This is a genomic window from Nocardiopsis sp. FR4 (assembly GCF_009830945.1).
GTDB lineage: Bacteria > Actinomycetota > Actinomycetes > Streptosporangiales > Streptosporangiaceae > Nocardiopsis.
Genome location: NZ_VWVV01000014.1, coordinates 71,933 through 86,309, shown reverse-complemented (window position 1 = coordinate 86,309; position 14,377 = coordinate 71,933). Strand labels below are relative to the sequence as shown.

The window sequence follows — 14,377 nt, the reverse complement described above, 5'->3', positions numbered from 1 at the left end:
CGTCATCCCCGCCACACGGGGCTCCTCAGGGCCCGTCCTCCCCGTTCCAGCGGGCTCTGCCCAGGTCCACGCGGTCGCTTCCGGGGCGCATGGGGGTGCCCTCGGCCGCGTAGTGGGACAGGGCGCGCACCTCGTGCCCGGAGGCCGGGCGCCCGTCCGCGCGCACCACCCGCCACCAGGGCACTCCCCCGCCCCAGGAGGACATGACCGAGCCGACCTGGCGGGGCCCTCCCCCGCCGACGTACTCGGCGATGTCGCCGTAGGCCATCACCCGTCCGGGCGGAATGCGTTCGACCAGCGCCAGAACCTCCTCGGCGTAGTCGTCCGGCCCGCCGTCCTCGTCCGTGAACACCCCCGCAGGCTACCGACGGCCGCCGACACGACGGAGCCGCCCCCGTCGGAGCGGAGGCGGCCCGGGTTCGGGTCAGACCTCGGTGATGTGGGTGGTCCAGGCCGTGTCGGGGTCGCGCCTGCGGGCCTCGCGCGCCTTGGCCAGGCCGAACGCGCCCAGCGCGGCCAGGGCCGCGCCGAGGATCCACGCCGTCCAGGCGGCGGCCGCCGTGTCCGTGAAGCCCGCCAGCCAGGGCAGGGCGAAGACCAGGACTCCGCTGGCGAGCACACCCAGTTCGCTCGCCAGAGCGCCCGGGCGGGTGAGGGAGACGACCGCGGCCATGATGGCCCCCAGGCCGAGGACGAACATCGCGCCCGCGCCGAAGCCCTGCATCCCGTGCCAGACGAAGCTGATTCCCAGGGCCAGACCGACGAGGATCGCCGCCCAGTCCGCCCACCGTCCCTGTAGTCGCATGGAGCCACCTCCCAGCAGCCGGGCCGCCGCCGTCCGGTGGCGGCCTCTGGTCTCCTCCCTACCCAGGGACGGCGCCGACCAGGCAGGACGCGGGGAAAACGCGAGGGGCGGCGGCGGGAGGACCCGCCGCCGCCCCGTCGGCCGCGCCCTAGTAGGAGGGCAGGCTCGGGTCGACCTGGTTGATCCAGGCCAGAACGCCGCCGCCCACGTGGACGGCGTCGGAGAACCCGGCGGCGTGGACCGCGGCCAGCGCCTCGGCCGAGCGCACGCCCGACTTGCAGTGCAGGACGATGCGCTTGTCCTGCGGCAGGCGCTCGAAGGCCTTGCCGTTGAGGAACTCACCCTTGGGGATGAGAGTGGCCCCGGGGATGCTCACGATCTCGTACTCGTTCTTCTCCCGCACGTCCACGAGGAAGACGTCCTCGGGCTTGTTGTCGAGGAGCTCCTTGAGTTCGGGAGCGGTGATCGTGGCACCGGCGGCGGCCTCGGTGGCCTCCTCCGACACCGCGCCGCAGAACGCCTCGTAGTCGATGAGCTCGGTGACCGGCTCGGTGTCGGGGTCCTTGCGGACCTTGACCTCGCGCCAGGTCATCTCCAGGGCGTCGAAGATGAGCAGGCGGCCCACCAGCGGTTCACCGATGCCGGTGATCAGCTTGATGGCCTCGTTGACCATGACCGAGCCGATCGAGGCGCACAGCACGCCCAGGACGCCGCCCTCGGCGCAGGAGGGGACCATGCCGGGCGGCGGGGGCTCGGGGTAGAGGTCGCGGTACTGCGGCCCGTACTCGTTCCAGAAGACGCTGACCTGGCCGTCGAAGCGGTAGATCGAACCCCACACGTACGGCTTGTTCAGGAGGACGCAGGCGTCGTTGACCAGGTAGCGGGTCGCGAAGTTGTCGGTGCCGTCCAGGATCAGGTCGTAGTCGGCGAAGATCTCCAACGCGTTGTCCGACTCCAGGCGGTCCTGGTGCAGGATCACGTTGACGTTGGGGTTCACCTCCTTGATGCTGTCCCGGGCGGACTCGGCCTTGGGGCGGCCGACGTCGCTCTGCCCGTGGATGATCTGGCGCTGGAGGTTGGACTCGTCCACGACGTCGAAGTCGATGATGCCGAGCGTGCCCACACCGGCCGCGGCCAGGTAGAGCAGTGCCGGGGAGCCCAGACCGCCCGCGCCCACGACCAGGACCTTGGCGTTCTTCAGGCGTTTCTGCCCGTCCATGCCCACGTCGGGGATGATCAGGTGACGCGAGTATCGGCGCACCTCGTCCACGGTCAGCTCGTCGGCTGGTTCCACCAGCGGCGGCAGCGACACGGTGACTCCTCATGTCTGTTCGGTTGCTTCACACCGCCCAAGGGACCACCGGGCGAGGGGGCGGGGAGCGAAGCGTGCTTGCACTCATACCCAACCTAACGGGTGGGGTATTGCATTCCCACCCCCGGGAGGCGTGGAGCACATCCCGGCGGCGCGCGCCCCTCCACGGGTGACCGCTCCCGGCAGGAGGTTCATCCCCCGGGGTCCGGCGTATCGGCACGGGCGGTGGGTAGTGGTCGTCTGAACGTACGGGCGACGACAAGGGGAGGACGCTGTGGCCCAGGAGAACCGTTCCGCGAGACGAGGTCCGGCCGCCGGGGAGGACCCCGCCGCCGAGGTGCCCGAGGCCGACGCCGCCGAACAGCGCCTGCCGGCCGCGGACGACGGGAACGGCTGGGAGGACCCCGCCGAGGACAGCTTCGACCGCGCCGCCGAGGGGGACGTGGTGGAACAGTCCCTCGACGTGGGCGTCGACGAGGACGAGTGGCGCTGACCTCGCCCGCCTCCTCCTCCCTCGCCGCCACGACCCCGGAAACCGGCACTGACCAGCGGCTCGGACCGCGCGCGCACCCGATCGACCGCTTCGGTCCTGCTCGCGCGGAACCTACGCCAGAGTAAGATGAGGAGAAGACCGCCAACCGGGCCCCTGGCCGAGCCAGGCGGTACCGGCCACGCAGACGTACGGTGACGGCACCTGGCCGCCGTCCCGATTTCGGAGGGTGTGGGTGTGACAGCTCCTTCAGACGCCCGCGCCCGGGGTACCCGCTTGCCCCGGGTCCGGCGCCGCCGTCAACTCCTGGCCGCGGCGCAGGAGGTCTTCGTCGCGCGTGGTTACCACGCGGCCGCCATGGACGAGATCGCCGACCGCGCCGGGGTCAGCAAGCCGGTCCTCTACCAGCACTTCCCGGGCAAGCTGGAGCTGTATCTGGCCCTGCTCGAGGAGCACTCCGAGGCATTGGTCGAGAAGCAGCGCGAGGCCCTGCAGAGCACGGACGACAACCGCCAGCGCGTCATCGCGAGTTTCCGGGCCTACTTCGACTTCGTGGCGGGCGACGGCGAGGCCTTCCGCCTCGTCTTCGAGTCCGACCTGCGCAACCTGCCCGCCGTGCGGGAGAAGAGCGAGGAGACCCTCCAGCGGTGCGCCGAGCTGATCGGCGCCGTGATCCGCCAGGACACCAGCATCTCCGACGAGGAGGCGCACCTGCTGAGCATCGGCCTGGTCGGTATGGCCGAGACGAGCGCCCGGTACTGGCTCAACAACCACGGCTCCGTGCCCAAGGACGCCGCCGAGCAGCTGGTGGCCCGCCTGGCCTGGCGCGGGATAAGCGGCTGGGACCTGCACCGCAGAGCGGACGCCCAGGACTGACCCCCGCCGGATCCTCCGAGGGGCCCGAATGCCGAGCGCATTCGGGCCTTTCGTCATATATGGGGAGGACAGTCACCCACCGAGAGGCAAGAAAACCTTAAAGGAAAGGTAATACGACTGACCCCGGTGCGACTCGCGATTCAATCGCCGCGCTACGGGTATCGGCGAAATGAGAAGTAATGAGCTTCTCTTCGCCGTATCCGCCCGGCCTTTGTACGGGGGAGGGGCGGAGCAAGCGATTTGGGGGTGAAGACGTATGGACGTGGATCAGGGACTGACGACGGCCTGGGAAGCGGTCGTGCGATTCGTACCGCTGCTGGTCGGCTTCCTCGTGATCCTGGTCCTGGGCTGGCTCATCGCCTGGTTGGTGGGCAAGGCCGTCGCCAAGGGCCTGCACAGCGTCGGGCTGGACCGCGCCCTGCACCGCGGGGGCATGGGCGAGTACTTCGAGCGCAGCCGCTGGAGCGCCAGTGAGCTCTGCGGCAAGATCATCTACTACGTCGGACTGCTGTTCGTGTTCACGCTCGCGTTCAACGTCTTCGGACCGAACCCCGTCAGCACGCTGCTGAGCGACGTGATCGCCTGGATCCCGCGCGGCATCGTGGCGCTGGTCATCCTCGTGGTGGCCGCGATGATCGCCAAGGCGGTCCGCGACATCATCTCCGGCGCGCTGGGCGGGCTGTCCTACGGGCGGGTCCTGGCCAACGTGGCGGCCGTGTTCATCCTGGGCCTCGGTATCATCGCGGCGCTGAACCAGATGGGCGTCGCCGTGAGCGTCACCCTGCCGGTCCTGATCACCGTCCTGGCCACCATCGGCGGCATCCTGATCGTCGGTGTCGGCGGCGGCATGATCGAGCCGATGCGCTCGCGCTGGGCCCGCTGGCTCGACGTGGCCGAGCGTGAGACCAGCCGGATCAGCGAGGAGAGCAGCTACCGCGCCGGGCGCGAGGCGGCCATGGGCCGTCCCGCCGCCGAGCCGGTCGAGCAGCGCGAGGGGGCCACGTCCCAGGCCGCGCGACGCGGCACGGGCCAGGAGCCGCCTCCGACTCCGTGACCGAACGGCCGCGCGAAGGAAGCAAGCGCTGCGAGGGCGCCGACGGGGTTCTGCGGGGGTCGGACGTGCCGCCGCGAGGAATGAGCCAGGCACGGGAGACACCGAAGAACCCCGCCTTCCATGGCGCCCGGAGGGGAAAACCGCGGCCGCAGGCCGTCCGTTGAGGGTGGTGGAGGGCGACGGGCGGGCGAAGCGGAGCGGAAGGCCCGAAGCAGGCAGGGCGGGACCGCTGGTCCCGCCCTCAGCGTGTGCGTCGCGTGTGGGTCAGTTCCTCAGAGGAACTCGGAGTCGCGCAGTTCCAGCCGGGAGAGGTGCTCGATCCGCCGGAAGGCCAGCACGACTGAGGCGATGATCGGCAGGAAGGCGAGCCAGAAGGCGACGCTTCCCGGACCGGTGAAGACCATGGACGCCAGTGCGACGACGAAGATCAGTGCGAAAAGCGCGAAGTCGACGCGGTCCTGTTGGATCAGGACGCCGACCGGTGGGCGCGCCGCCCCATGCCGACCGCTCCTCATTCGCCTTCCTTTCTCGCGGCTCTGCGGGCCGCTCCGCCAGTTGCGGCACCTGGAGGCCCGCTGTCCGGAACCCCATAACGCCGTCAGTCCCACGTTGCATTCCGCAGGGCCCGATCACGGTGCGCCCGGGCCGGTTCCGGCCGCCGTGGCGTTCACGACACGTTTCAGCGTACGCCCGGCGCGGGAATCGCACCGGGAGAACGGGAAGGGATGCGAAGCCCGGGCCGCGGTGAGCGCACCGGCCTGCGGACGTCACCAACCTAGCGGACGAAACCGCGCTCCTTGGCCAGACGGCAGATCGCGAGTACCCGGAGGGTCTCCCAGTCGTACTCGACCGCGGAGGAGTCCCAGCCCTGTTCGAGGCACCCGTCGAGGAAGCCGCGGAGGTAGGTGCCGAGGGTGCGGGCGGTCAGCTCGCTTCCGGAGGCGGCGATTCCCTCGCACACCTGTGCGGCGTGCTGGTCCAGCTCAGCGCACAGCCAGGGCTCGATCGGGCCGTCGAGAGGACCGATCCGGTGGAAGTCACGGGTCAGTCCGGCCAGCGGATGGCGCACGGAGGTCCCACTGGGCATGGAAGTACCTACTCGGGTGGTCAGGAGACGTAAACTTCATCGATTTTACGGGCAGCCACCAACGAATCGTCACGGAAGTGTTGGAAATTACCCGCGCTTGACCAAGGCAGTCCAAGCCCGGGTCAAGAAAGCGTAAGACCTGGTGAGGCGGGCTCAGGCGGTCAGGCCCATGGCCTCCAGGCGGGCCGCGTGGCGGTCGGTGAGCGAGGCGAACATCCGGCTGACCGCGGCGAGGTCGCCCAGGCCGCCGCTGTCCGCCCCGTCCCCGGCGTCCCGGGCCAGCAGCGCGGCGAGCTCGGGGCGGGCCACCGCCACCGACTGCGCCTGGCTGAGCGCCTCACCGACCAGACGGCGGGCCCACAGGGACAGGCGTCCGGCCAGGACCGGGGTCTCCTCCACCGCGGCGCGCACGGTGCCCGAGACGAACTCGGCCCGGCCGGTCTCGGCCAGGACGCCCTCCACCAGGGTCCGCGTCTCCTCGTCGGCCAGCGCGGCGACCTTGCGGTAGAAGTCGCCCGCGATGCCGTCGCCCACGTAGGTCTTGACCAGGCTCTCCAGCCAGCTCTGCGGCGCGGTCCGCTCGTGCCAGGCGTCCAGCGGCGCCACGAAGGGCTCCATGGCCGCCTCGGGGTCCACGCCCAGCTCCTCCAGCCGGTCCCGCAGGACCTGGTAGTGCGCCTGCTCGGCGGCGGCCAGGGCCGCGAGCTGGCCCTTGGAGCGCAGGGAGGGGGCCAGCACGGCGTCGCCGGCCAGACGGAAGAAGGAGCCCAGCTCGGCGTAGGCGAGGAGCCCGAGCAGGTCGATCACACCGGGGCTGGCGGAGGGGCCTTGGTTCATGCCGGTCAGGGTATCGCCCGCCCGGTCCGGGGACTAAATGGACCTCCGGCACGGTTGCACTCGCTGGGAGCGGGTAGGTCCATGCCGTCCACAGCCTGGTGAACTGCTATGTCCACCTGGCACGTCACCAGCTAGACTCTGCGTGATGACCGGCGTGTGCGTCCGACGCGAAACTCTCCTCACACACGCGGGGATCTCCCACGCACCGGCGCCGCGGAGGCGGCGCCCACACAGGCGCGGACCGCCACAGCGGTGGCCTGAGCCGCGCGAGGAAACGACGAAGCACGGATGCTCCCCGTCCCCGGTGGGACGGTCCCGGACCCCGGCGGGCAGCCCCCGCACCACACGGATCCGGCAGGGCAGCGCCGCCGCACCGACCCGAGCACGGGGCAGCGGTGAGCCGCGCCCGGCGCGGCGGCCAGTACCGACCGCGACCGCATCCCGCCGCGGCCAGGCATGAGCCCGCGGCCCGCGAACATGGAGGCTTGAGCCCTGAGCAGCACAGAAGAAACCACCAAACCGAGGATCACCTTCCGCGACCTGGGTGTGAGCACCGAGCTCGCCGACGCCCTGGAGGCGGAGGGGATCATCGAGCCCTTCCCCATCCAGGAACTCGCCCTGCCGATCGCGCTGAACGGCAACGACATCATCGGCCAGGCGCGTACCGGTACCGGTAAGACCCTGGCCTTCGGCCTTCCCCTGCTCCAGCGGGCGCAGAAGAGCCCCGGATCGGCCAAGCGCCCCCGAGCCCTGGTCGTGGTCCCCACCCGCGAGCTGGCCATCCAGGTCGCCGCGGACCTGACCACCGCCAGCAAGCGCAGCGGCGGCCGGATCCTGACCGTCTACGGCGGCCGCTCCTACGAGCCGCAGGTCAACGGCCTCAAGGAGGGCACCGACGTCGTCGTCGGCACCCCGGGCCGCCTGCTGGACCTGGAGAACCAGAAGCACCTGCGCCTGGACGAGGTGTCCGCGGTGGTGCTGGACGAGGCCGACAAGATGCTCGACCTGGGCTTCCTGCCCGACATCGAGCGCATCCTCACCAAGATCCCCGACGAGCGCCAGGTGATGCTCTTCTCGGCCACCATGCCGAGCGAGATCGTGTCCCTGTCGCGCAAGTACCTGCGCCGCCCCACGCACGTGCGGGCGGGCGACGACGACGAGATCGACGGCTCGGCCATCACGGGCAGGATCACGCAGCACGCGTTCCGCACCCACCAGATGGACAAGATCGAGATGCTCGCCCGTCTGCTCCAGGCCGAGGACCACGGTCAGAGCATGGTCTTCTGCCAGACCAAGCGGGCCTGCGACCGGGTGGCCGGCGACCTCAAGGAGCGCGGCTTCGCCGTCGCGGCCGTCCACGGCGACCTGGGCCAGAGCCAGCGCGAGCGCGCCCTGCGGGCCTTCCGCAACGGCAAGATCAACATCCTGGTCGCCACCGACGTGGCCGCCCGGGGTCTCGACGTGGACGACGTCACGCACGTGGTCAACTACGAGACGCCCGAGGACGAGAAGACCTACACGCACCGGATCGGCCGCACCGGCCGGGCCGGGCGCAGCGGCACCGCCGTCACCTTCGTGGACTGGCAGGAGATGCCGCGCTGGAAGCTGATCAACGGCGCTCTGGACCTGCCGTTCCACGAGCCGGAGGAGACCTACTCCACCTCGCCGCACTTCTTCGAGGCGCTGCGGATCCCGGCCGGGACCAAGGGCAGACTGGCCGCGGACAAGCGCGACGAGCACGCGGGCCTGGAGGCCGAGGAGATCGAGGACATCGGCGACACCGGGATGCCGCGCGGCGACCGGGGCGGCCGACGCGGCCAGGGCCACGGTGAGAGCCGCGGCGAGGGCGTCCGCGGTCGGGGCCGGGGGCGTTCGCGCCGCCGTACCCGCGGTGGCCAGTCCTCCGCCGAGGGCGCGGCCGACAAGCCCGCCCGGAGCACCGCCGCGGCGGCCGCGGAGTCCCCGCGCGAGAACACCGCCTCCGCCGAGGAGGGCCCGCGCCGGATCCGCCGGCGCCGCCGTACCCGGGGCGGCGCCAGTACCGCCCGACGGGACCCGGAGAACACCTGATCCCCAGGGCGCCCGCGCGAGTGGGCGCCGCGGCCGCTGCCCCGCCGCCCGGCTGGCGGGGTGGGCCGGCCCCGGTCCCCCACCCCGGGACGGTGCCCGCGTCGGCGGGCGCCCCCCGTCGGCGGACCTCCCCCCACCGTGACCGACGCCCGTGGCCGCGGCCACGGTCCGGGGTTCCCCCGGCCGGGTCGCCGATCGTCTAGGGTGGCCCGACGTGAGTACACCTCAGTTCATCGACCTGCCGCCGGGTGTGCGGCGCGCGGACCTGGACCTGTCGTACGGTCCGGTGGCCGCCCTGCGAGCGCTGCCCGTCTCCGGCGGCCCCGAGTTGGCCCCCGCTGTCCTGGTGCACGGGTTCACCGGCAGCAAGGAGGACTTCATCGCCCTCCTCCAGAGCCTGGCCCAGGCCGGGCGGGAGGTGGTCGCGATCGACCTTCCCGGCACCTACGAGTCGCCGGGCCCGGAGTCCCTCTCCACCGCACCGGGGGTACGGCGCCCCGACTACCGCCTGCCCTCGCTGGGCGCGGTGGTCGCCGAGGTTCTGGACCAGGTCGGTGACGGCGGCCCCGTCCACCTGCTGGGGCACTCCTTCGGCGGGCTGGTCGCCCGCGAGGCCGCGCTGGTGGAGATGGCGCCGCTGGCCTCCCTCACCCTGATGTGCTCCGGCCCCGGTGCCCTGAGCGGGCCGGGCGCGGACAACGCCAGCGGCCTCATCGCCGCCGTGTCCATGAACCCCACCCCCGAGCGGCTCCGGGAGCTGTGGGAGCGGCGGTTCCACGAGGTGGCCCGGGCGCGCACGGACCTGCCGGAGATCCACGACTTCCTGCGCGAGCGGTTGCTCTCCAGCAGTCCCGTCGGCCTGATGCACATGGCCGAGGAGCTGGTGGCCGCACCGGACCGCGTGGACGAACTCGCCCGGCTGGAGGCACCGATGCTGGTGCTGTACGGCGAGAACGACGACGCCTGGCCCCTGGCGGAGCAGGACCGCATGGCCGAACGCCTGGGCGCCCGGCGCCTGGTGGTACCCGGCGCCGGCCACTCCCCCAACGTGGAGGCCCCCGAGACCACGGCGAGCGCGCTGACCAAGTTCTGGAACGAGGTGGAGTCGGTGGGCCGCCGCTGAGACCGCGCGCCGCCGTTCCGCCGGGAGGCGGAACGGCGGCGCGCGGTCCGGGCCGGTCAGACCCAGGAGTCGAAGTTCTTGCTCTCGGCGCCCGAGGTGGTGGCCGGTCCGCGGTCGGGCAGGATGCGGGTGTCCGGCGGCAGCGACAGCAGGGCCTCCCCGATGGAGGCCAGTTGCGTCGTGTAGTCGATGTAGGTGTTGCCGACCATGCCGGGCTCGCCCTTGCGCAGGGTGTCTCCGCTGAAGACCACGCCGAGCTCGCTGATGTAGTAGCCGACGGTGCCGGGGGAGGTTCCGGGCAGCGCCAGGACGTCGATGTGCAGGTCGCCGATGTCGAGGGCGCCCTGGCCCTCCACCTCGATCTCGGGGCGGTGCTCGGCGCCGTGGTGGCGGCGCCAGGCGCGCATCTCGCGCGGGTGCAGCGCGATGGGGGCCTCGGACTCCTCCGCCACCCTGATCGCCGACTCGATGTGGGGGCTGTAGGCGTTGGTGCAGGCCACCAGGTAGACCTCGCGGTCGCCGACGGCCTTGAGGATCGCGTCCGCGTCGTGGGCGGGGTCGATGACGACGACGCCCTCGTCGTCGGCCTGGACGATCCAGGTGTTGCTGACGACCTCGCTCTTCTCGCCGTCGAACTCGAAGATTCCGGCGGTGCGCACGCGGGTGATCCGGTCGTCGTCGGGGCCGGTGACCCCGACCTCCTCGCCGGCGTCGGCGAAGACGTCGGCGGGCGCGTCGTCCTTCCCGGAGTCCTCCTCCGCGCTCTCGGCCCCGGCGACCGCGTCCGACTTCTCAGGGGTGTCCACGACGTCCTCGGATCCGGCGCCCTCGGGCTCCGCGTCCCCGGCGGGCTCCCCCGCCGCGGCCGCGGCGGTCTCGGGCTCCTCCTCCGGGGCCCGCTCCTCGTCCCGCTTCTCCGCCGCCTCCGCAGCGGAATCGGTGGCCTCCTGGCCGTCCTGCTTCTTCGGCTTCCGCTTCCAGAACACGGCGTCGTACCTTTCGAGTTCGTCCGGGTATGGGTGGGTTGCGTTGCGACCATTGTCGCGCTCCCGCACGGTGGTCGGTACCGTACCGGACTCCGGGGAGCCAACACACGGTTCATCCCCGAAGTAGGGGCGCCCCCGTCGCCGGCGCCACGAGCCGCTCGAAGGCCTCGGGGTCGGTGGTCCGGCACCCCAGGCGGCGCCCGGTCAGGGTCCCGTGGTCGTCGCTGGAGCCGGTGACGGCCACGCCCAGGTCCCCGGCCACTCCGTGCCAGTAGCGGGTCTGCGCCCGGTTGTGCGAGGGGTGGTCCGCCTCGATCGCGCCCAGGCCGACGGCGGCCATGCGCTCCACCAGCTCCAGGGGGACCGCCCCGTTGAGGGAGCCCTCCGCGCGGGCCGGGTGGGCCAGCGAGCACACCCCGCCCGCCGCCCGCACCAGCTCCACCGCGCGGACCGGGTCGATCGCGTAGCGCGAGGCGTAGGCCGGGCCGCCCGAGCCGATCCAGCGGTCGAAGGCGTCCTGCACGTCCCGGGCCGCCCCCGCCTCCACGATCGCGCGCGCCAGGTGCGGGCGGCCGATGGTGTTGGCGTCGGCGTACTCCGGGTGTCCGGCCCCCGCGATCTCCAGCACGCGCTCCCAGGTGACGGCCACGCCGTGCTCGCGCAGCTTGCGCACCATCTCCTCGGCCCGGGAGGCCCGGTCGGAGCGCACGCGGCGCAGCTCCCCGTCCAGGCCGGGGTCGGCGGGGTCGAACAGGTAGCACACCAGGTGGACACTGGACCCGGCGTAGGCGCAGGACAGCTCCATCCCGGGGACGAGGGTGAAGCCGGAGGGCAGGTGCTTGGCCGCCTCCCCGATGCCGCCGACCGTGTCGTGGTCGGTGAGCGCGAGGACGTCCAGACCCGCGGCGACCGCGTGCTCGACGACTTCGGCCGGGGTGTCGGTTCCGTCGGAGACCGAGCTGTGGGAGTGCAGGTCGATACGTGTCACCGGGCGATTGTACGTAAGTCCCGGCCGCCGCGCCGGGCGCGGACGGTGGCCGCGGGGGTCAGTCCTCGGTGTGGCGGGGGGCCAGGCTCCGGGTGAGGAAGGGGCTGGGCGCGCCGAAGGGCGGTTCCAGGGCGACGCCACCGTTGCGGATGTCGCGCAGGTCGCGCAGCGCGTTGATCTCGCACATGAGCAGGGCGGTGTCGGCGGAGGCGAAGACCAGCCACAGCCAGTGGGCGAGGGCCTCACCCGCGTAGACGGCGCCGTCGCGCCGCCCCAGGTCCAGGTTCCACAGCGCGATCTCGTGGCCGTCGAAGCGGAGCTTGGCGTCGGCCGCCCCGGAGTCGAACCCGTCGCCGGGGTCGGGCCCCTCCAGCCCGGCCAGGCGGGCGCCCAGTCCCACACCGGGGTCCTCGGCGACGATGGCGATCTCGCCGACGCCGCCCAGGGGGTCGGGGCCGGACAGGGCCACGACGGTGGCCAGGGCGCCGCTGCGCTCGTCACCGCAGTCGGCGAAACCGGTGACCACCCAGTTGGTGGGCAGCGGCCAGGGGATCCAGAGGGGGACCTGCGCCTGGGGCAGGAGGGCCTCCAGGGCGGCGGTGCCCGGGGCTCGCACCTGCCGCAGGGGTGCCACCGGACCGTGGGCGTCGCACTGCCAGGCGCTGGTCCACAGCCCCGGAGGCTGGACCGCGCGCCCGCAGCGGGGACACGTGGGCTTGGACTTCATGCTGCTCACGGGTCTACCCGACACCTCAAGCCGGAAAACGCGTCGCGGGCGGGCCGAGAACGGCCCGCCCGCGTGCGCACGGCGTCGTGCCCGCCGCTACTGCTGCTGGCGCTTCTTGTTGGCCGCCATCCGGCCGCGCTCCTTCTGGTCCAGGACGACCTTGCGGATGCGCACGTGCTCGGGGGTGACCTCCACGCACTCGTCCTCGCGGCAGAACTCCAGGGCCTGCTCCAGGGAGAGCTTGCGCGGCGGCACCAGCCGCACCAGCTCGTCACCGGTGGCCGAGCGCATGTTGGTGAGCTTCTTCTCCTTGGTGATGTTGACGTCCATGTCATCGGCGCGCGAGTTCTCGCCCACGATCATGCCCTCGTACACCTCGGTACCCGGCTCGACGAAGAGCGTGCCGCGCTCCTGCAGGTTGAACATCGCGAAGGCGACCGCGACACCGGCGCGGTCGGCCACCAGGGAGCCGTTGGGGCGGGTGCGCAGCTCGCCGAACCACGGCTCGAACTTCTCGAAGACGTGGTGGGCGATGCCGGTGCCCCGGGTCTCGGTGAGGAACTCGGTGCGGAAGCCGATGAGGCCGCGGGAGGGCACCAGCCAGTCCATGCGCACCCAGCCGGTGCCGTGGTTGACCATGTTCTCCATGCGGCCCTTGCGCACGCTGAGCAGCTGGGTGATGGCGCCCATGTACTCCTCGGGCGCGTCCACGGTGAGGCGTTCGACGGGCTCGTGCACCTTGCCGTCGACGACGCGGGTGACCACCTGCGGCTTGCCGACGGTCAGCTCGTAGCCCTCACGGCGCATCTGCTCGACCAGGATGGCCAGCGCCAGCTCGCCGCGGCCCTGCACCTCCCAGGCGTCCGGGCGCTCGGTGGGCAGCACGCGCAGGGAGACGTTGCCGACGAGCTCCTTGTCCAGGCGGTCCTTGACCAGCCGGGCGGTGACCTTGGCACCCTTGACCTTGCCGACCAGGGGCGAGGTGTTGGTGCCGATGGTCATGGAGATCGCGGGCTCGTCCACCTGGATCAGCGGCAGGGCGACCGGGTTCTCCAGGTCGGCGAGGGTCTCGCCGATCATGATGTCCTCGATACCGGCGATGGCGACGATGTCGCCGGGGCCGGCCTTCTCGGCGGGCTTGCGCTCCAGGCCCTCGGTCATGAGCAGCTCGGTGAGCTTGACCTGCTGGACGGTGCCGTCGGTGCGGATCCACGCGACCTGCTGGCCCTTGCGCATCTCGCCCTGCTGGATCCGGCACAGCGCCAGGCGGCCCAGGAACGGGGAGGCGTCCAGGTTGGTGACGTGGGCCTGCAGCGGCGCACCGGGGACGTACTCGGGGGCCGGGATGGTGTCCAGGATGGTGCTGAACAACGGCACGAGGTTGTCGTTGTCGGGCACGGTGCCGTTGGCGGGGCGCTCCAGGGAGGCCTTGCCGTCGCGGGCGCAGGCGTAGACGATCGGGAACTCGATCTGCGACTCGTCGGCGTCCAGGTCCATGAACAGCTCGTAGGTGTCGTCCACGACCTCGGCGATCCGGCTGTCGGGCCGGTCGACCTTGTTGATGACGAGGATGACGGGGAGCTTGGCCTGGAGGGCCTTGCGGAGCACGAAGCGGGTCTGCGGGAGCGGGCCCTCGCTGGCGTCGACGAGGAGCACCACGCCGTCGACCATCGACAGGCCGCGCTCGACCTCGCCGCCGAAGTCGGCGTGGCCGGGGGTGTCGATGATGTTGATCACCACGTCCTCGCCCTCGGGCGTGGTGTAGTGGACGGCCGTGTTCTTGGCGAGAATGGTGATGCCCTTCTCGCGCTCCAGGTCGTTGGAGTCCATCACGCGGTCGTCGACGTCCTGGTTCTCACGGAACACGCCGGACTGCCAGAGCATGGCGTCGACGAGCGTCGTCTTGCCGTGGTCCACGTGGGCCACGATCGCGACGTTGCGAAGGTCGCTACGGCGTGCGGAGCCCTCGACGGGCGTAGCGCTGGACATGGGAAAGTCTCGATCTCCTGGTACTGGGAAGAG

15 protein-coding genes are annotated in these 14,377 nt (G+C 71.8%); 5 read left to right on the top strand and 10 right to left on the bottom strand.

Translation table 11 applies throughout. The features are described from left to right. Nucleotides 1-25: 25 nt before the first annotated feature. The 3 genes from FYW95_RS15170 to moeZ form a co-directional block, all read right to left on the bottom strand. Nucleotides 26-352, bottom strand: coding sequence for an MGMT family protein (locus FYW95_RS15170; RefSeq protein ID WP_159940474.1), 327 nt, complete (start codon nucleotides 350-352; stop codon nucleotides 26-28). Nucleotides 353-424: 72 nt separating this feature from the next. Beyond that, a complete protein-coding gene (locus FYW95_RS15165) occupies nucleotides 425-805 on the bottom strand; it encodes an SPW repeat domain-containing protein (RefSeq protein ID WP_159940472.1) in 381 nt (126 codons plus the stop codon). Between the two features lie 148 nt (nucleotides 806-953). Further along, nucleotides 954-2,117, bottom strand: coding sequence for an adenylyltransferase/sulfurtransferase MoeZ (gene moeZ, locus FYW95_RS15160; protein ID WP_159940470.1), 1,164 nt, complete (start codon nucleotides 2,115-2,117; stop codon nucleotides 954-956). A 274-nt stretch (nucleotides 2,118-2,391) separates the two neighbouring features. Between moeZ and FYW95_RS15155 the strand changes: the two genes are divergently transcribed. From FYW95_RS15155 to FYW95_RS15145, 3 genes are all read left to right on the top strand, one after another. Continuing rightward, nucleotides 2,392-2,610, top strand: a complete 219-nt coding sequence (locus tag FYW95_RS15155) for a hypothetical protein (RefSeq protein ID WP_159940468.1) — start codon at nucleotides 2,392-2,394, stop codon at nucleotides 2,608-2,610. Nucleotides 2,611-2,844: 234 nt separating this feature from the next. Beyond that, nucleotides 2,845-3,483, top strand: coding sequence for a TetR/AcrR family transcriptional regulator (locus tag FYW95_RS15150; protein WP_159940466.1), 639 nt, complete (start codon nucleotides 2,845-2,847; stop codon nucleotides 3,481-3,483). 256 nt (nucleotides 3,484-3,739) lie between these two features. Next, nucleotides 3,740-4,537 (top strand): mechanosensitive ion channel family protein, encoded by a 798-nt coding sequence (locus FYW95_RS15145; RefSeq protein WP_160050439.1) that lies wholly within the window; start codon nucleotides 3,740-3,742, stop codon nucleotides 4,535-4,537. 272 nt (nucleotides 4,538-4,809) lie between these two features. On the opposite strand, the gene FYW95_RS15140 is transcribed toward FYW95_RS15145, so the two are convergent. From FYW95_RS15140 to FYW95_RS15130, 3 genes are all read right to left on the bottom strand, one after another. After that, nucleotides 4,810-5,052, bottom strand: coding sequence for a hypothetical protein (locus tag FYW95_RS15140; RefSeq protein ID WP_159940462.1), 243 nt, complete (start codon nucleotides 5,050-5,052; stop codon nucleotides 4,810-4,812). A 260-nt stretch (nucleotides 5,053-5,312) separates the two neighbouring features. Then, entirely contained in the window at nucleotides 5,313-5,624 is a 312-nt protein-coding gene (locus FYW95_RS15135) for a DUF6401 family natural product biosynthesis protein (RefSeq protein WP_159940460.1), read from the bottom strand. 153 nt (nucleotides 5,625-5,777) lie between these two features. Continuing rightward, nucleotides 5,778-6,461 carry a ferritin-like fold-containing protein gene (locus tag FYW95_RS15130; RefSeq protein WP_160050438.1) on the bottom strand — a complete coding sequence of 228 codons (684 nt, stop codon included), beginning with the start codon at nucleotides 6,459-6,461 and terminating at the stop codon, nucleotides 5,778-5,780. Nucleotides 6,462-7,007: 546 nt separating this feature from the next. On the opposite strand from FYW95_RS15130, the gene FYW95_RS15125 reads away from it, so the two are divergent. Both FYW95_RS15125 and FYW95_RS15120 read left to right on the top strand, forming a co-directional pair. Then, entirely contained in the window at nucleotides 7,008-8,531 is a 1,524-nt protein-coding gene (locus FYW95_RS15125) for a DEAD/DEAH box helicase (protein WP_160050437.1), read from the top strand. A gap of 214 nt (nucleotides 8,532-8,745) precedes the next feature. Continuing rightward, nucleotides 8,746-9,654 (top strand): alpha/beta fold hydrolase, encoded by a 909-nt coding sequence (locus FYW95_RS15120; protein WP_236567606.1) that lies wholly within the window; start codon nucleotides 8,746-8,748, stop codon nucleotides 9,652-9,654. Between the two features lie 56 nt (nucleotides 9,655-9,710). On the opposite strand, the gene FYW95_RS15115 is transcribed toward FYW95_RS15120, so the two are convergent. The 4 genes from FYW95_RS15115 to typA form a co-directional block, all read right to left on the bottom strand. After that, nucleotides 9,711-10,640, bottom strand: a complete 930-nt coding sequence (locus FYW95_RS15115) for an MBL fold metallo-hydrolase (RefSeq protein WP_159940454.1) — start codon at nucleotides 10,638-10,640, stop codon at nucleotides 9,711-9,713. A gap of 112 nt (nucleotides 10,641-10,752) precedes the next feature. After that, nucleotides 10,753-11,628, bottom strand: a complete 876-nt coding sequence (locus tag FYW95_RS15110; RefSeq protein WP_159940452.1) for a PHP domain-containing protein — start codon at nucleotides 11,626-11,628, stop codon at nucleotides 10,753-10,755. Between the two features lie 58 nt (nucleotides 11,629-11,686). Continuing rightward, a complete protein-coding gene (locus FYW95_RS15105) occupies nucleotides 11,687-12,355 on the bottom strand; it encodes a DUF6758 family protein (protein WP_159940881.1) in 669 nt (222 codons plus the stop codon). A 96-nt stretch (nucleotides 12,356-12,451) separates the two neighbouring features. Continuing rightward, entirely contained in the window at nucleotides 12,452-14,344 is a 1,893-nt protein-coding gene (gene typA, locus FYW95_RS15100; RefSeq protein WP_159940450.1) for a translational GTPase TypA, read from the bottom strand. Nucleotides 14,345-14,377: the final 33 nt, after the last annotated feature.